This window comes from Limnohabitans sp. 2KL-51 (genome assembly GCF_003063645.1).
Classification (GTDB): Bacteria; Pseudomonadota; Gammaproteobacteria; order Burkholderiales; family Burkholderiaceae_C; genus Limnohabitans_A.
In genome coordinates this window covers 160481-177627 of sequence record NZ_NESJ01000006.1, presented here as the reverse complement: position 1 = coordinate 177627, position 17147 = coordinate 160481, and the positions used below count along the sequence as shown (strand labels likewise).

Sequence of the window (17147 nt, the reverse complement as noted above, 5' to 3'; positions counted from 1 at the left end):
GTTCAAAATTCAGGGGTTTTCAAGTTGTAGGCAGTATGCCAGTGAACCACGCCGTCAAGCTCTGAAAGGTCTATTTTGACCAGTCCACCCCGGCAGGGGCCGCCAGAGCAAGCGCCGGTATCGGGTTGGTACGTGGCGCCGTGCGTGGCACACATGAGCCACCGTCCCGTGTCGTCATAAAACCGGTCGGGCTGGTAGTCCATCTCCATCGCCACATGGGTGCAGCGGTTCAGGTAGGCATGCACCTGGTCTTGGTAACGGATGGCAAAAGCTCGGCAAGTCTGCCCGGCATACACGATGTCAAAAGGCACAGCTCGCCCACCGTTGACCAGGTCGGCGCTGTTGCACAAAGGGACCATGGGCTCCATCTGCGATCCTTGTTTCAAGCGTGTTGCAACAACCAGTCATGCAAATCGCGCACGCTGTGCGCCACATGGCGCGGTTGAAGCACATGAAAGGCCTCGGGCTCGTGGGCCCCATAACTCACGCCCACGCTGGCGCACCCGGCATTCAGCGCCATCTGAAGGTCGTGCGTGGTGTCGCCAATCATCAAGGTGCGCTCGGGCTCTGCGCCGAATTCGCGCATCAACTCGTGCAGCATCAGGGGGTTGGGTTTGCCCGCTGTCTCATCGGCCGTACGCGAGCCATCGAACACGCCGCGCAACTCAACCGCCTGCAAGGACTCGTTCAGGCCATGGCGACTTTTGCCGGTGGCCACCGTCAGCCAGTGGTGACGCGCCTTGAGGGCGTCCAACAAATCCAGCACACCTTCGAACAGGCTGATGTCGTTCTGGTGCTGAAGGTAATGGTGACGGTAACGCTCACCCAAAGCCGGGTATTTGTCTTGGGGCACATCGGGCGCGGCATGGGCCAGCGCGGGCAAGAGCGACAAGCCGATCACATAGGATGCGGCTTCGCGGGTGGGCTCTTGCCCGCCCACGTCCACGACGGCGCGCTGGATGCAGCGGGTGATCAGGGCGGTAGAGTCGAACAGCGTGCCATCCCAATCGAAAGCGATCAGGTCAAACTGGCGGGGTCTGGTGTGGGGCATGGTCAATGTAGGCTTTCAATTCAGGGGGTAATTCGGCTTGCAAGGCCACACGCTCGTCCGTCACCGGGTGGCTGAACTGCAAGCGCCAGGCGTGCAAAAACATGCGTTTGAGACCCACACGGGCCCCGGGTTTGAGCAACTGGCGATTCCACTCGAAATCACCGTATTTGTCATCGCCCGCAATCGGGTGTCCTTGCGAAGCCAGGTGCACCCGGATCTGGTGGGTGCGCCCGGTCTTGATGGTCACCTCCAGCAGGGTGGCGCCCTGCAGGCGCTGCGCCACCTTGACCAGGGTGATCGACCGCATGCCGTCAGGGTCTTCAGGTGTGGTCACCCGCACGCGGCGCTCACCGTCGGGCAAAAGAAATTTATGCAAAGGCTGGTCAATCACCTTCAATTTGTCTGGCCAGTCGCCCTTGACCAGCGCCAGATAGGTCTTACCGGTCTCGCGCTCACGAAACTGTTCTTGCAGGTGCTTCAAGGCGCTGCGCTTTTTGGCCACCAGCAAAATGCCGCTGGTGTCGCGGTCCAATCGGTGCACCAGCTCCAGCAACTTGGCTTCTGGGCGCGCCTGGCGCAATTGCTCGATCACCCCAAAGCTCACGCCAGATCCTCCGTGAACCGCCACCCCGGCTGGTTTATCGATGGCCATCAGGCTGTCGTCTTCCAGCAGCAACGGAAATTCTCGCCCTGGCGCCGGGCGCTCAGCCTTTTCAGCCACCTTGTCGGACACGCGCACAGGCGGCAGACGCACCTCGTCCCCGTTTTGAACCCTTGTATCGGCGGCAGCACGGCCCTTGTTGATGCGCACCTCGCCACTGCGGATGATGCGGTAGACGTGGGTTTTAGGCACGCCCTTCAAATGACGCATCAAAAAGTTGTCCAATCGCTGGCCAGCCGACTCTTCGTCCACCAACAACCATTTGACGGCGGGCGTCGCAGCAGCGGACTTGACCCCTATAATGTGATTCACTGGCAATTGGCTGTAAGTGGTTGATTCAAATGGAAATGAATTCCTGCAGAGCTGGAGTTTAGTCCACCACCACCGCACCAAACCAGATGGTCGATGCCACCCCCGGCACGATTTGCAGACTGAAGGCCAACGCCGACAGTGGCAAAACGCCCCGGAGGTTGGGCCGACGCCCAGAAACCCAGATACGGAATACCCCAAGTTCAGCAGCCCCATGGGCTGTTGGGCGGATCAAAGCGAGATGGTTGTGTTGTTCGGAACTTTGCTGATGTACTTGGAACGGCTCACGAAGCCATGCCCCATCGTCATGCTTGGTGCCCGGAAGTTTGTCTTGGACACCGGGGGAATCCCCCGGCAGTGGACGAATCTGTGCACGCCTTTTGCCTCGCCCCATCCACGCGCCACGATCCCCATTCCTGTGTTCACGCACAGCTGAATGGCGATCAACCTCGGCAATTCCCTTCGTTTCAGGCGTCAGCTCCGGCAACGTGGGCTTTGAGATTTCCAAAAATCCAAAGCCGGTTGTGTAAACAGGTTCCATACAGCGGACATTTTTCTGCAATGGGGCCAAGCTGACAAGAGAAGGAACGCATCATGAAACGGATGCTGATCAACGCCACGCAAGCTGAAGAGCGCCGCCTGGCCATCGTCGATGGACAAAAACTCCTCGACTACGAAATCGAAATCGAAGGCCGCGAACAGCGCAAGGGCAACATCTACCAAGCGGTGGTGACCCGGGTCGAGCCTTCACTGGAAGCCTGCTTTGTGGACTATGGCGAAGACCGTCACGGCTTTTTGCCGTTCAAGGAAATCTCACGCCAATACTTTGCTGAAGGCGTGTCCGTCAGCCAAGCGCGCATCCAGGACGTCATCAAAGAAGGTCAATCCCTCTTGGTGCAGGTCGAAAAAGAAGAGCGTGGCAACAAAGGCGCAGCGCTCACCACTTTCGTCAGCTTGGCTGGTCGTTACGTGGTGCTCATGCCCAACAACCCCCGTGGCGGTGGCGTCAGCCGCCGCATAGAGGGCGACGACCGCGCCGAACTCAAAGAGGCGATGGACCAGCTGGAGTACCCCAAGGGCATGTCCATCATTGCCCGCACCGCAGGCATCGGTCGCTCCGCGCCCGAACTTCAGTGGGACCTGAATTACCTGCTCAAACTTTGGACGGCCATTGACGGCGCCACCCAAGGCAAAGGCGCTTTCCTCATTTACCAGGAATCCTCGCTGGTCATTCGCGCGATTCGTGACTATTTCAACAACGACATCGGCGACATCCTGATCGATACCGACGACATCTACGACCAGGCTCAGCAGTTCATGAGCCACGTGATGCCCGAGTTCGCCCCGCGTGTGAAGCGCTACCGCGACGACGCACCCCTCTTCAGCCGCTTTCAGATCGAGCATCAGATCGAATCGGCCTACGCCCGCACCGTGCAGCTGCCTTCGGGTGGTGCCATCGTGATCGACCACACCGAAGCTTTGGTGTCGGTGGACGTGAACTCGGCCCGCGCCATCAAGGGCGGCGACATCGAAGAAACCGCGACCCGCACCAACCTGGAAGCCGCTGACGAAGTGGCCCGACAAATGCGCCTGCGTGATTTGGGCGGTCTGATCGTGATCGACTTCATCGACATGGACGAGTCGAAGAACCGTCGCGAGGTGGAAAACCGCTTGCGCGACGCGCTTCGCCAGGACCGTGCCCGCGTGCAGTTCGGCTCGATCAGCAAATTCGGCCTGCTGGAGATGAGCCGCCAGCGCTTGAAGCCTGCTTTGAGCGAAGGTGCCTCGATCCCTTGCCCACGTTGCGGCGGCGCTGGCCACATCCGCGACACCGAAAGCTCGGCGCTGCAGATCCTGCGCATCATCCAGGAAGAGTCCATGAAGGACAACAGCGCGGCTGTGCACGCGCAAGTGCCTGTCGAAGTGGCGTCTTTCCTGCTCAACGAAAAGCGCTCCGAAATCGCCAAGATCGAGTTGCAGCAACGCATCAACGTGCTGCTGGTGCCCAACAAGTCGCTGGAAACACCGCACTACAAGCTCGAGCGCCTGAAGCACGATGACCCGCGCTTGGACCGCATCGAAGCCAGCTACAAAATGGCCGAAGAGATCGAAGACGCAACCACCGTGACGCGCCGTTCGCAAGAGCCCACCAACAAGCAAACACCCGTCATCAAGGGTGTGCTGCCTGACGCCCCCGCGCCGATCGCCCCCGCCAAGCCTGAGGCTCCCTTGGCTGCAGCCAAGCCAACGACCAAAGCCGCAGCAGCCCCGGTGGCTGCACCTGCAACTGCCGCTTCGAGTGGCTTTTTTGGCTGGCTGAAAAACCTGTTCGGCGGCGCATCCGCCAAGCCCGAGGCCGCACCTGTGGTCAAGCAAGAAGAGAAAGCCCGAGAAGGCCGCCGTGACGGCGAGCGACGTGATGGCCGCCGTGGTGGTCGCGATGGCCGCCGAGGCGAGCGCAACGAAAGCGCGGCTGGCGAAGTCCGCGCTCCACGCGAGGGTGGACGCCGTGGTGAAGCCCGAATCGAAGGCCGTGAAGGCGAAGCCCGCCCTCCACGCGCCGAACGCGGTGAACGCACGGAGCGTGGTGAACGAGGTGAGCGCAGCGAGCGCCCAAACGGTGACCGCCCTGCCCGTGATGGCCGCCGTGATGCCCGTTCGAGCCCACGCGGTGACAACCTGGTTGAAGGTCAGCGCACCGAGAGCCTGGGCGAAGGCCGCAGCGATGCCCAGCCCGAGTTGAATGCCGAAGGCAGCGAAGTGCGCCAAGAACGCGCCCCACGCGAGGCCCGTGATGGCCGCCGTGAACGTGGCGAACGCGGAAGTGAAGGCCGCCGTGAACGTGGCGAACGCACTGAGCGCCGCCCAAGCGATGCCTCCAATGGCCAAGCGTCCGAAACGGCATTGGGTACAGATCAAAACACTGACGCCAATGTGGCAAACGATGGTGCCAGCCCATCCGAAAACAGTGAGCGCCGTGAACGCCGCTCGCGCGACCGCTATGGCCGTGACCGCCGCGAACGCGCTGGTGAAACACGTCAGGACTCTGCAGATGATCAAGCCCCTGGCGATGACACCGCCGAGCCCAACCGCCAGAGTGCAGAAGTCCCGACCGATGACCGCCCAGCCCCACGTTCTTATTTCGAGCGGGCCCAGCAAGCTGCAGCCACTTCGGCACCAGTCCAGACGGCACAAGCACCTCAAGCCAGTGAACAAGCTGCACCTGCTGCATTGCCGCAAGTGGTCTCCGTGACTGAAACAATGGCAACCGCCGTGCCTGCCCAGGCTTCCATGGCCGCCGTGCAAGCCCCTGCTGCACCCACAGCCAGTGAGACCGAAGTCAACACGGCGAAGACTTCCACGATCAGCGCACCCCAGACCGAAGCAGCCAGGACCGCCTTGCCTGCCGTGGCCAGCTACACGCTGCCCCTCGACAGTCTGCAGCAAGTCGCACAAGGCTCGGGGCTGGTCTGGGTGAATTCGGACAGCGACAAAGTCGCTGCCGTGCAAGCAGCCATCGCGGCTGAGCCCACACCAATTCGCGTTCCACGCGAGCGTCCACCTGCCGTGGTGGTGAATGAAGGCCCGCTGGTCCTGGTCGAAACACGCAAAGACCTGAACGCACTCCAAGTGCCGTTCTGATCTCCAACCAGGCGCCAAAGCGAAAAAAAACCGGGCTCATGCCCGGTTGTTTCTGCCTGTTCGCGCTTCAGTCTATTGATACCCTTGCGGCTTCCTTCCAGGCAGTGGCAGCCTCCACCGGATCCTGGCGCTGCTCGGCCAATTCGGCCAAGGCGATCCAGGCTTTGCGCTGGAGCATGGGGGTTTGCAGGTTTTTAACGGCCTGACCCAGCAGGCTTTGGGCCTTGCCCCACAGCCGCTGGCGCAGGCACAGCATGCCAGCCAAGTATTGCAGATGTCCGACCCGCGGCCGCGACTGTTGAGCGCTCTCCATCCGGGACAACCAGACGAAGGCGTCCTCGGCCTCCGGGTCGGGCAAACAAGCCTCCAAGGCCAGGACCACGCGAAGCAGCTGAGCATCTGACCAAATCGGGGGGGTGGCTTGCATGGGAATCCACAGGTCGTGCAGCCAATTTCGGGCCGTAGCGGCAGTGCCACCGAGCTGCAGCCAACGCAAAGCAGCCTCGGCCACCACCAGAGGCATCAGCCTTTGACCAGGGGACAGGCCCTTCCAAATGCGCAGCAAGGCATCGGCATCATGTGTCTGGGCCAACAATTCCAAAATGAGGCGAGTCACCAGACTTTCGGCTGCCTCCGGAGAAAAAGCACGGTGCTTGGCCAGCAAACTGGCGGTTTCCAGGGCCTGCGCTGGCTGACCGGCCAATCGGGCCGCCTTGAGCTGCAGCCGCATGGCCGCCATGCGCCGACCCGCAGCGGGGGGCAATGCTCTGAGTTGCTCCAGACTGGCCTTGGCATCACGGTCGTCGAGCGACCACCTGGCAGCGCGCAACTGCACGCCCTCCAGCAAGGTTTGGCGCTCAGCCCCATAGCTCGCTTGCACCTGAGCCAAGGCCTGGTCAAGGTGTTGTTGCCTTTGGGCCTTGTCCTGCAAAGCGTGGCTGGCCTCAGCGGCCATGATATGGGCCAGCGTACGCAAAGACACCGCATGGTCAAGCACGACACCCGAGGCCAGCAACAGGGTTTCTTTGGAAAGTGTCTGCTCGGCGGCCTTGCGTGCCCGCAAGTACCGCCCCGCCATCAAGTGACCCATCGAATCGAGCAAAGCCGCGTGGCTGGCGCGCTCTTTTTGCTGTAGCCGCCAGCGTTGCGCGCGTTTAGGCAAAGCTAAAAAGGCTTCAAGTGCACGCTGTGCCAAGACCACCAAAAGCACCACCGACAAGACGACCAGGAAAGCAAGGTTCAGTGAAAGGTCTATCCGATGCGGAAACAAAAACAAGGTCACCGTACCCTGATTGTTGCCCGCCAACCAGGCCCCTGCAGCCGCCAAGGCGAACAAGGTAATCAGCCACAAGGCAGCTCGCATGGGGTTTACCTTCCTGCCGCAGCGGTGTTCAGCGCCGTCAGCGAAGCTTCGATGCGCGGCAACTCGGCCGTGCGCAGCTGCTCGCTGGTCTGTTCCAGCAACTGAAGCAATTGGCTGGTTCGCCGCGATTGGGGCTCAGCGTAGCGACGCACCAGCACGGCAGCGGCCCCCAAGTCATTGCGCACGCCCTCTTTTTGCCGCGCCAGCAAGCCCAGGCGGGCATTGAGCAATTTGAGTTTGAGGTTCTCACGCAAGAAAAAAGCCTGCTCGGGCGAGAGCAAAGCCGCTTCGGGCGATTCAATACTGCTGACCCGCACCAAACCCTTGATCTGGTCGCCCATGCGGTTCAGGATGGACATCCACCAGGAGGGCGGCGTTTGCGCTCCCGAGACTTCGTCCTGCTGGCGGATCTGGCTTAGCGAGGCACGTGCGGTGTTGGCCAATGTCAAACCCTCCACCAAGGCGACCCCATCGTCGAGTTTGGTCATCAAACCGGGTATGTCAAAGGCGGGCAGGTTTTTCAGGCGCTCCAGGTCATTTTCCAGGGCCCGCGACACTGGCGTCAGGCGCGGCTGGGCAGCACGCTGCACCCGTTTTTGGGCTGACTGCAAGGCCGCCAACAAAGGCTCGGTACTGCCCGTCATCTGGGCTTGCTGTTGCGCGAAGCCCAGGGCAGACTCGATGTCCACCACCAAGGTTTCATCGCGCGAGCGCGACAACCTTTGCATCAAATCTTCCAGTTGGGTGCGCTGCAAGGCCACCTCGGACAGGCGAGCCTCCATAAGCGAAACGCGGGCGGTGCTTTCTTGCACGGTTTCCTGTGCCTGCTTTGCCCAGGTCTTGGCCTCCAGTGCCTGCAAACCCGTATCGGCGCTTTGTCGGGCCAGTTGTTCCTGGATGCGCGAGAGCTTTTCCCACAGCAGCACCGACATGGCCAAGGCGACCACCGCCACTGCCCCCACCACCGCCAAAAGCCAGCGGGAGATATGCGCAGTGGGCACGGCCTGGGTCAACTCAGGCAAAGGCTTGGCCTTGGGTTCGCCGTCGATCACAGCTTCAGTTGGGGTGTTCATGTGAGCGATTTTATCGACTGAGCTTGTGCGTCAACGCCCGCAGGCACCAGATCCACCCGCCCCCAGCCCAACTGCTGCAGCCGATGGGCAACGCGTGGGTGCGTGGCCAAGACCCAGGCCTGTGACAAATGCAGGTCTGGGCAGGCCTGCAAAAGGTGCTGCGCCGCCTCAGAACTGCTGAAGAGCCAAGCACTGCCATCGCCCACGGCCTGCCGCGCCAAGCTTTGCTGCGCAGACGTCAACACGGGGGCCTGACGCACATAGGCCACCGCTTGCAAAACATGCAGACCCGCGCCCTCAAGCTGCAATGCCAGCCAATCGCGCCCGGCCAAGTGGCCCCGAGCATCGGCGCCGCGCACAATCAGCACCGAGGGCCTGGACGGAGCCAATGCACAGGCCACCGCCGCCTGCACCGGCTGCGCCACCAAAGCCCACAGGGCTTCCGAATCGAACTGGGGCGCGTCTTCATCGGGCGAATCGATCAAGACCTCAGGCCAACCCGCTGCCAGTAAAGCGGCACGGGTGCCCGGGCCGGTCGACCATGCGCGGCAGCTGGGCATCGGCAAGCCCACAGGCCGGGCCGCCATGAAAAAACGCACCGCATTGGCGCTGACAAACATCAGCGCCAAATGACTGGGCACCGCCTGCCAGGCTTGCGCCAGCGCCAAGGGCTCGGGCAAGGCGGCAATTTCGATCAAGGGCAAGGTCTCGCAAGGCACACCTCGGGCCTGCAAAGCGTCGGCCCAGGCCTGGGCTTCACGCCCGGGTCGGGTCACGATCACCCGCCAAGGGGGAGCGGTAATAGAAGTGGCTGAAGCCAGCGCCATGTCAGCGCCCTGCCTCAATGCGCTCCGCCGCTGCGCAAAGCTTGCGCCACGCTCAGGCCCAGCGCCTCGGCGGCCTCCAGGCCATCGGTGCTGGCTTGCGCATCGGCCGTGACCAAGGTGGTGCTGCCCTCCGGGTCGCCCCAAGCCGCTTGCAGCTTGAGCAACCCGCCCTCGATGGTGGCGTGCGCGGCCAAAGGCATGGAGCAGCTGCCGCCCATGGCGCGGCTCACCGCCCGCTCGGCCGCCACACGCCGCCACGATGGCGCATCGGCCAGCGGCGCCAGCAGGGCGCGCAAATCGGCCCGGTCACTGCGGATTTCAATGCCCAAAGCGCCCTGCCCTGCGGCTGGCAGCATTTGATCGGTTTCAAAAATGTGGCGGATCCGCTCGCTCATCTCGAGACGCTTAAGGCCTGCAGCCGCCAGCACAATGCCCTCGTACTGGCCTTCGTCGAGTTTGCGCAGGCGCGTGTCCAGGTTGCCGCGCAGAGGCTCGATTTTCAGGTCGGGGCGCAGCGCGCGCAGCAAGACCGTGCGGCGTAGACTGGAGGTACCGACCACCGCACCCTGGGGCAAATCTTCCAGCCGCGCATATTGCGGCGAAACCCAAGCATCACGCGGATCTTCACGCTCCATCACGCAGGCCAGCTCAAACCCCTCGGGCATGTCCATGGGCACATCCTTGAGCGAATGCACCGCGATGTCCGCATGGCCCTCTTGCAGGGCCACTTCGAGTTCTTTGACAAACAGTCCTTTGCCACCGACCTTGGACAGGCTGCGGTCCAGAATTTGGTCGCCCTGTGTGGTCATGCCCAGCAACTTGACTGTGCAGCCAAGCCCCTCCAGCAAAGATTTGACATGTTCGGCTTGCCACAAAGCCAAACGGCTCTCACGGGTGGCGATAACAATGGCGGGCTTATTGGTCTCGGTCACGGCAGGGTTCCTGAAAAAATTTTGACCCCATCAAAATGAAATCAAATGGTCGTCTTGTCTCTCCCGTCGATGCTAGCATGGCGTCAAGAGACATTGACGCCCCCGATTGACCCTAACGTGCACCCGGTGCACCCGCACTTTCACATCCTCCACCCATAGCTCACGATGAAACAGGCCACGCCAGACAACGCCTTGCCTCCCGTCAAATCCGTCAGCAGCATCCGCGAAAAACGCGACAGTGAGAGGCCCCTGGTTGAAGACATCCGCTTGCTGGGCCGCATTTTGGGCGATGTGATTCGAGTGCAAGAAGGCCCCGAGGCCTATGAGTTGGTCGAACAAATCCGCAAGCTCTCGGTGGCCTTCAGACGTGACGCCGATCACGAGGCCGACAAGGCCCTGAAAAAACTGCTCAAAAGCCTGCCGGGCGACCGCGCCGTGAGTGTGATCCGCGCCTTCACCTATTTCAGCCACTTGGCCAACCTGGCCGAAGACCGGCACCACATCCGCCGCCGCGCCATCCACGAGCGGGCGGGCCACACCCAAGAAGGCAGCATCGACGTGGCGCTGCAGCGCCTGCGTTGGGCGGGCATCACGCCCAAAAGCATCTCGGACATGCTGGCCACCAGCTATGTCTCGCCCGTCCTCACGGCCCACCCGACAGAAGTGCAGCGCCAGAGCATTCTGGACGCCGAGCGCGACATCGCCCACCTGCTGACCGAACGCGACGCCATCAAGGCCCGCGCCGCCGTAGTCAATGCCGCCAAGGACGCCCTGACGCCCAAAGAGCTGGCCGCCAACGAGCTGCAAATGCGCGCCCGCGTCATGCAGCTGTGGCAAACCCGTTTGCTGCGCTTTACCAAACTCACCGTGGCCGACGAGATTGAAAACGCGCTGAGTTATTACGAAGCCACTTTCTTGCGCGAGATCCCCAAGCTCTATGCCGAACTGGAACAAGCCCTGCCTGGCCAGCCGATTGCCAGCTTTTTGCGCATGGGCCAGTGGATCGGCGGCGACCGCGACGGCAACCCCAACGTGACCGCGCAAACGCTCGAACACGCCCTGACGCGCCAAAGCGATGTGGCCCTGCGCCACTACCTGACCGAAGTGCATTTTTTGGGCAGCGAACTGTCGCTGTCGGCCATGCTGGTGCCCTTTGGCCCCGAAATGCAGGCCCTGGCCGCGAAGTCCCCCGACACCAACGAACACCGCCAGGACGAGCCCTACCGCCGGGCGCTCACGGGCATGTATGCCCGTCTGGCCGCCACCCTGAAAAAACTGACCGGTGGCGACGCCGCCCGCCACGCCGTGGCCCCGCAAAACCCCTATGCCAGCGCCGAAGCCTTTTTGGCGGACCTGCGCGTGATTGAGGCTTCGCTGTGCAGCCACCATGCCCAAGCGCTGGCCGCCCAGCGCCTGCACCCACTGATCCGCGCAGTCGAGGTGTTTGGCTTCCATCTGGCCACGGTGGACCTGCGCCAAAGCTCGGACAAACACGAAGACGTGGTGGCCGAACTGCTGACCGCAGCTCGCGTGGAAAAGAACTACAGCCAGCTCGACGAACACGCCAAGCAAGCGCTGCTGCTGGGCCTGCTCAACGACGCCCGCCCACTGCGCGTGCCCGGCGCCGACTACAGCGCACACGCTGTGTCGGAGCTGGCCATTTTCGAGATGGCCCGCCGCATGTTGGCCAGTTTCGGCCCACAAGCCATCCGCCACTACATCATCAGCCACACCGAAACCGTGAGCGACTTGCTCGAAGTCCTGCTGCTGCAAAAAGAAACTGGCCTGATGCACGGCACGCTGGACGGCCAAGCGCTCAACGACCTGATCGTGGTGCCCCTGTTCGAGACCATCGAAGACCTGCGCAACGCCGCGCCCATCATGCGCGACTTCTATGCCCTGCCCGGGGTGGCTGCGCTGATCGCACGTTCGGGTGGCGAGCAAGACATCATGCTGGGCTATTCAGACAGCAACAAGGACGGTGGCATCTTCACCAGCAACTGGGAGCTGTACCGCGCCGAAATCGCCCTGGTGGAATTGTTCGACAAACTCAAGGGCAGCCACGGCATCACCTTGCGCATGTTCCACGGACGGGGCGGCACCGTGGGCCGGGGCGGCGGTCCCAGCTACCAGGCCATCCTTGCGCAGCCTCCGGGCACTGTGCGCGGCCAAATCCGCCTGACCGAGCAAGGCGAAGTCATTGGCTCCAAATACGCCAATCCCGAGATCGGCCGCCGCAACCTGGAAACCTTGGTGGCCGCCACACTCGAAGCCACGCTGCTGCAACCCACCAAACCCGCCACACGCGCATTTCTGGATGCGGCGGCAGAGCTGTCTGAAGCCAGCATGGACGCCTACCGCGCCTTGGTGTACGAGACACCAGGTTTCAGCGATTACTTTTTTGGTGCCACACCGCTGAAAGAATTGGCCCAATTGAACATCGGCTCACGCCCTGCCTCGCGCAAAGCGCTTGAAAAAATCGAAGACCTGCGTGCCATCCCCTGGGGCTTCAGCTGGGGCCAGTGCCGCCTGACGCTTCCCGGTTGGCTGGGTTTTGGCTCTGCGGTGGCAGCCTTTTTGGACAAGCCCGACGCGGCCGAGCGCAAAGCCGCCTTGGCTTTGTTGCAAAAAATGTACCGCCAGTGGCCGTTCTTTCGCACCCTGCTGTCCAACATGGACATGGTGTTGGCCAAAAGCGACCTGGCCCTGGCCTCGCGCTACGCCGAGTTGGTGAGCGACGCCCGCCTGCGTAAAAAGATCTTCACCGCCATCGAGGCCGAATGGCACCGCACGGCCGATGCGCTCACGCAAATCACCGGCGAGAAAAACCGCTTGGCCAACAACCCGGCGCTGGACCGCTCCATTCGCCACCGCTTTCCCTACATCGACCCACTGCACCACCTGCAAGTCGAACTCATCCGCCGCTACCGGGCTGGCCTGGCCGACGAGCGGTTGCAGCGCGGCATTCATATCAGCATCAACGGTATCGCGGCGGGGCTGCGCAACACGGGCTGACGCTCTTTCAGATCGCTGCCGAGAGCCTGCGATTCCCGAACAAGTGTGAAGCACTTTAAAAATACGCCTCCAATTGTCCGAGCGGCACCGGTTGCTCAACAACATCAGAGATTGATTCAATTATTGGACGGGGTATCTCGGGCAAGCCCGATTCAAGCGATTGGTTACTGGAGAGCGTTAAATCATTCAAACGTTACACACTCATTCATTGCCAGCGTCTGCGCAAAAACGATTCCGAATTCAAGCTCAAAGAAAAAAGCCTCAATGATTCAACTGCCCCCAAGCCTTCTCCAGCCGTTTGATGCTAACCGGCTGCGGGGTGCGCAGCTCTTGCGCGAAGAAGCTCACGCGCAGCTCTTCCAGTAGCCAGCGGAACTCCAGCATGCGGGCGTCTTGCGCGCCTTTGCGCTCGGCCACCAGGCGCCAGTAGCGTTGTTCTTGCGGTTTCAACTCGGTCTGGCGCTGTGCGTCACGGGCGGGGTCGGCTCGGTATTTATCGAGGCGCAGGGTGATGGCCTTCAAGTAGCGGGCGCAGTGCTGCAGCTGCGGCCATGGGGTGGCGGCCATGAAGTTTTTGGGCATCAGGCGCTGCAGTTGCTGGGTGCAGTCTGCGGTGGCGTCATGGGTATTTTTGGTGTCCTTGATCTTGCGGGTGGCCGCGCCAAACTCCAGCAAGATGCTGCCCGCCAGCCGGGCCACTTCGTTGGCAATCAGCGTCAAGCGACCCCGGCCTTCTTCGGTGCGGCGCTTGAAGGTGAGCTCGTCGTTGGGCAGCGGGTCGAGCAAGAAGGCGCGGTCCAGCGCCACGTCGATGATCTGGCTTTTCAGCTCGTCGGCGGTGCCCAGCGGCATGTAGGCCACGGCCATCTTTTGCAGGTCGGGGATGTTTTTCTCAAGGTACTTGAGCGCGTCTTTGATTTGCAGGGCAAACAGGCGGCGCAGGCCCGCGCGGTTTTTGCTGGCGGCCACGTCGGGCTCGTCAAACACCTCGATGGTCACAGCGTCTTGCACGTCTACCAGCGCGGGGAAGCCGATCAGGGTCTGGCCACCTTTGCTGATTTCCATCAGTTCGGGCAGCTCGCCAAAGGTCCAGGTGGTGTAGCGCTGCGGTGCAATGGGAGTTTGTTTGACGGGGGTAGTTTTGGCGGGTGCTGAGCCTGTGCGCTCATGGATACCCGCATTCGCGGGCATGACAGATGAAGCCACCTTCAACTGCGCCAGCGCCTGGAACGCGCCACGCGCTTTGGCGCCCAGCTCGCCTTTGAGCGCGCCCAGGTTACGGCCCATGCCCAACTGGCGACCGTGTTCGTCGACCACGCACAGGTTCATGAACAGGTGCGGGCTGAGCATCTCGTGTTTGAAATCGGTGCGTTTGATGTCCAGGCTGGTTTCGTCGCGGGCTTTTTTGAGCAAAACGTCGGTCAACGACCCGGCGCCAAACAGCTCAGGGGCCGACAGCTCTGCGGCCAGGCGCGTGGCCGATTCGGGCAGCGGCACAAAGCGGCTGCGCGGGCGCTGCGGCAGGCTTTTGAGCAGGGCTTGAATTTTGTCTTTGAGCAGGCCGGGCACCAGCCATTCGCAGCGGTCTTCGCTCACCTGGTTGAGTACAAACAGTGGAACGCTCACGGTGACGCCGTCGCGGGCGTCGCCGGGCTCGTGCAAATACGTGGCCTGGCAGTCGGTGCCGCCCAAGCGGATGTGTTTGGGAAAGGCCTGGGTGGTGATGCCTGCGGCTTCGTGGCGCATCAGCTCTTCGCGGTTCAGCATCAACAGGCGCGGCTGCTTGGCGCTCTCATGGCGGTACCAGTCTTCCAGCAGGCGACCGCTGCACACGTCGGCGGGCAGTTGCTGGTCATAAAAAGCGTAGATCAGCTCGTCGTCCACCAACACGTCCTGGCGGCGCGATTTGTGTTCCAGCTCTTCGACCTTGGCGATCATCTTGTGGTTAGCGGCTAAAAACGGCAGCTGGGTTTCCCACTGGTCGCCCACCAGCGCTTCGCGGATGAAAATCTCGCGTGCGCCGTGCAGGTCCACCCGGCTGTAGGGCATGCGGCGACCGCTGTAGACCACCAGGCCATACAGCGTGGCCCGCTCCAGCGCCACCACTTCGGCAGATTTCTTTTCCCAATGCGGGTCGAGCTGTTGCTTCTTGAGCAAGTGCGAGCCAACCTGCTCCAGCCACTGCGGCTCAATGGCCGCAATGCCCCGGCCAAACAGGCGCGTAGTTTCCACAAGCTCGGCCACCACAATCCAACGGCCAGGCTTTTTGCTCAGGTGCGCACCGGGGTGTTTGTGGAACTTGATACCGCGTGCACCCAGATAGGCTTCTTCGTCTTCGAGCTTGTAGCCCACGTTGCCCAGCAGGCCTGCCAGCATGGACAGGTGCAGCTGCTCATAGCTCGCGGGCTGCGTGTTGATGCGCCACTTGTGTTCGGCCACCACGGTGAGCAACTGGGTGTGCGTGTCGCGCCATTCGCGCACACGGCGAATGTTGATGAAGTTCTGGCGCAGCAGTTGCTCGTATTGGCGGTTGCTCAGCTTGTGCTGCGGCGCTTCTTGCGCCGCCATCTGACGCCCTTTTATTGGGGTCAGATCCCGATTGTTTTGACCCGGCTGGTCAGCTGGATTTAATTGGGATCTGACCCCGATTGATTTGGTGGGACCGCCTCGGACGTCGTGAATCCATTTCCACAGTTTCAGGTAACCGGTGAACTCGCTTTTGTCGTCGTCAAACTTGGCGTGTTGTTGGTCGGCCTGGGCTTGCGCGTCCATGGGTCGGTCGCGCACGTCTTGCACGCTCATAGCGCTGGCGATCACCAGCACTTCTTCCAACGCTTCGCGGCCACGGGCTTCCAAAATCATGCGGCCCACTCGTGGGTCAAGCGGCAAGCGAGCCAGCTCTTTGCCAATGGGGGTCAGCTCGTTGTCGTCGTCCACCGCGCCCAGCTCGGCCAGCAGTTGGTAGCCATCGGTGATGGCGCGTTTGGACGGTGCTTCGATGAACGGGAAGTCTTCCACCACACCCAGGTGCAGGCTCTTCATGCGCAAGATCACGCCCGCCAAGGATGACCGCAAAATTTCCGGGTCGGTGAAGCGCGGGCGGCCCGCAAAGTCTTTGTCGTCGTACAGGCGAATGCAGATGCCGTTGGCCACGCGACCACAGCGGCCTGCCCGCTGGTTGGCAGCGGCTTGGCTGATGGGCTCGACCAGCAACTGTTCGACCTTGCTGCGCAGGCTGTAGCGCTTGACTCGGGCGGTGCCTGCGTCGATCACATAGCGGATGCCGGGAACGGTGAGCGAGGTTTCGGCCACGTTAGTGGCCAGCACGATGCGACGGCCATTCGACGCCTCAAAAATCTGGTCTTGCTCGGCCTGCGACAGCCGGGCGAACAGCGGCAGCACTTCGGCCCCGCGTGTGAGCGGCTGGTGCGACAGATGTTTGCGCAGGTGGTCGGCGGCTTCGCGAATCTCGCGCTCACCGGGCAAAAATATCAGGATGTCGCCCCCTGCCCCACCCTGCCAGAGTTCGTCCACACCGTCGGCCATGGCTTCGTTCAGGCCATAGTCACGCGTCTCCTCAAAGGGGCGGTAGCGTTGCTCCACCGGGAAGGTGCGGCCAGATACCATGATGACCGGGGCCGGGCCGTTGCGCGAGGCAAAGTGTTTGGCAAAGCGGTCGGCGTCGATGGTGGCCGAAGTGACGACGATTTTCAGGTCCGGCCTGCGCGGCAAGATCTGGCGCAGGTAGCCCAGCAAGAAGTCGATGTTCAGGCTGCGTTCGTGCGCCTCGTCGATGATGATGGTGTCGTAGGCTTGCAGCAGCGGGTCAGTCTGGGTTTCGGCCAGCAAAATGCCGTCGGTCATCAGTTTGACGGACGCGTTTTTGCTCAAACGGTCTTGAAACCGCACCTTGAAACCCACCACCTCGCCCAGCGGCGTCTTCAATTCTTCGGCAATGCGCTTGGCCACTGAGCTGGCCGCAATGCGCCGAGGCTGGGTGTGGCCAATCATGCGGGCGCGCTCGCCCGGCTTGGCATTGAGCTTGCCGCGCCCCAGCGCCAGCGCGATCTTGGGCAACTGCGTGGTCTTGCCCGAGCCGGTTTCACCGCAGACGATGATGACCTGGTGCTGGTCCATGGCGGCCATGATTTCAACGCGGCGGGCAGAGACCGGTAGGCCTTCGGGAAAGTCGATTTGGAGGGGGGTGTCGGACAAGGCGAGAACTTCTGTGAAAATCAATGCAAGAACAGCCTGGGATTATCCCAGCCCCCAGC

General features: G+C 61.9%; 11 protein-coding genes. 2 read left to right on the top strand and 9 right to left on the bottom strand.

From position 1 onward, the window contains the following. Positions 1-2: 2 nt before the first annotated feature. The 4 genes from B9Z49_RS08275 to B9Z49_RS21565 are packed head-to-tail and all read right to left on the bottom strand — an operon-like array spanning position 3 to position 2562. Positions 3-368, bottom strand: a complete 366-nt coding sequence (locus B9Z49_RS08275) for a Rieske 2Fe-2S domain-containing protein (RefSeq protein WP_108352966.1) — start codon at positions 366-368, stop codon at positions 3-5. A 14-nt stretch (positions 369-382) separates the two neighbouring features. Further along, the gene (locus tag B9Z49_RS08270; RefSeq protein ID WP_108352965.1) at positions 383-1051 is read right to left on the bottom strand and encodes an HAD family hydrolase; all 669 of its coding nucleotides are present in this window, start codon (positions 1049-1051) and stop codon (positions 383-385) included. Continuing rightward, positions 1023-2024: an RluA family pseudouridine synthase gene (locus B9Z49_RS08265; protein ID WP_108352964.1), complete on the bottom strand. Its 1002-nt coding sequence runs from the start codon at positions 2022-2024 to the stop codon at positions 1023-1025. The genes B9Z49_RS08270 and B9Z49_RS08265 overlap by 29 nt, the downstream gene beginning before the upstream one ends. 58 nt (positions 2025-2082) lie before the next feature. Further along, positions 2083-2562 carry a hypothetical protein gene (locus B9Z49_RS21565; protein ID WP_146188505.1) on the bottom strand — a complete coding sequence of 160 codons (480 nt, stop codon included), beginning with the start codon at positions 2560-2562 and terminating at the stop codon, positions 2083-2085. Positions 2563-2615: 53 nt separating this feature from the next. Between B9Z49_RS21565 and B9Z49_RS08260 the strand changes: the two genes are divergently transcribed. After that, positions 2616-5663 carry an Rne/Rng family ribonuclease gene (locus B9Z49_RS08260; protein ID WP_108352963.1) on the top strand — a complete coding sequence of 1016 codons (3048 nt, stop codon included), beginning with the start codon at positions 2616-2618 and terminating at the stop codon, positions 5661-5663. A gap of 67 nt (positions 5664-5730) precedes the next feature. Here B9Z49_RS08260 and B9Z49_RS08255 read toward each other — a convergent pair whose 3' ends face one another. The 4 genes from B9Z49_RS08255 to hemC are packed head-to-tail and all read right to left on the bottom strand — an operon-like array spanning position 5731 to position 9858. Continuing rightward, positions 5731-7026, bottom strand: coding sequence for a heme biosynthesis HemY N-terminal domain-containing protein (locus tag B9Z49_RS08255; protein WP_108352962.1), 1296 nt, complete (start codon positions 7024-7026; stop codon positions 5731-5733). Between the two features lie 5 nt (positions 7027-7031). Beyond that, positions 7032-8099, bottom strand: coding sequence for a uroporphyrinogen-III C-methyltransferase (locus B9Z49_RS08250; protein ID WP_108352961.1), 1068 nt, complete (start codon positions 8097-8099; stop codon positions 7032-7034). Then, on the bottom strand, positions 8096-8926 hold the full coding sequence (locus B9Z49_RS08245) for a uroporphyrinogen-III synthase (RefSeq protein WP_108352960.1): 831 nt from the start codon (positions 8924-8926) through the stop codon (positions 8096-8098). The genes B9Z49_RS08250 and B9Z49_RS08245 overlap by 4 nt, the downstream gene beginning before the upstream one ends. A gap of 14 nt (positions 8927-8940) precedes the next feature. Then, positions 8941-9858, bottom strand: a complete 918-nt coding sequence (gene hemC, locus B9Z49_RS08240; protein WP_108352959.1) for a hydroxymethylbilane synthase — start codon at positions 9856-9858, stop codon at positions 8941-8943. Between the two features lie 165 nt (positions 9859-10023). On the opposite strand from hemC, the gene ppc reads away from it, so the two are divergent. Further along, a complete protein-coding gene (gene ppc / locus B9Z49_RS08235) occupies positions 10024-12873 on the top strand; it encodes a phosphoenolpyruvate carboxylase (RefSeq protein WP_108352958.1) in 2850 nt (949 codons plus the stop codon). 261 nt (positions 12874-13134) lie between these two features. Here ppc and hrpA read toward each other — a convergent pair whose 3' ends face one another. Then, complete coding sequence (gene hrpA, locus B9Z49_RS08230) at positions 13135-17019, bottom strand: ATP-dependent RNA helicase HrpA (protein WP_233254564.1); 3885 nt, start codon at positions 17017-17019, stop codon at positions 13135-13137. Positions 17020-17147: the final 128 nt, after the last annotated feature.

What these genes read in the sequence shown, in the direction of transcription:
- B9Z49_RS08275 (WP_108352966.1), bottom strand. Translation starts at nt 368, where the DNA reads ATGGAGCCCATGGTCCCTTTGTGCAACAGCGCCGACCTGGTCAACGGT.
- B9Z49_RS08270 (WP_108352965.1), bottom strand. Translation starts at nt 1,051, where the DNA reads ATGCCCCACACCAGACCCCGCCAGTTTGACCTGATCGCTTTCGATTGG.
- B9Z49_RS21565 (WP_146188505.1), bottom strand. Translation starts at nt 2,562, where the DNA reads ATGGAACCTGTTTACACAACCGGCTTTGGATTTTTGGAAATCTCAAAG.
- B9Z49_RS08260 (WP_108352963.1), top strand. Translation starts at nt 2,616, where the DNA reads ATGAAACGGATGCTGATCAACGCCACGCAAGCTGAAGAGCGCCGCCTG.
- B9Z49_RS08255 (WP_108352962.1), bottom strand. Translation starts at nt 7,026, where the DNA reads ATGCGAGCTGCCTTGTGGCTGATTACCTTGTTCGCCTTGGCGGCTGCA.
- B9Z49_RS08250 (WP_108352961.1), bottom strand. Translation starts at nt 8,099, where the DNA reads ATGAACACCCCAACTGAAGCTGTGATCGACGGCGAACCCAAGGCCAAG.
- B9Z49_RS08245 (WP_108352960.1), bottom strand. Translation starts at nt 8,926, where the DNA reads ATGGCGCTGGCTTCAGCCACTTCTATTACCGCTCCCCCTTGGCGGGTG.
- ppc (WP_108352958.1), top strand. Translation starts at nt 10,024, where the DNA reads ATGAAACAGGCCACGCCAGACAACGCCTTGCCTCCCGTCAAATCCGTC.
- hrpA (WP_233254564.1), bottom strand. Translation starts at nt 17,019, where the DNA reads ATGGCCGCCATGGACCAGCACCAGGTCATCATCGTCTGCGGTGAAACC.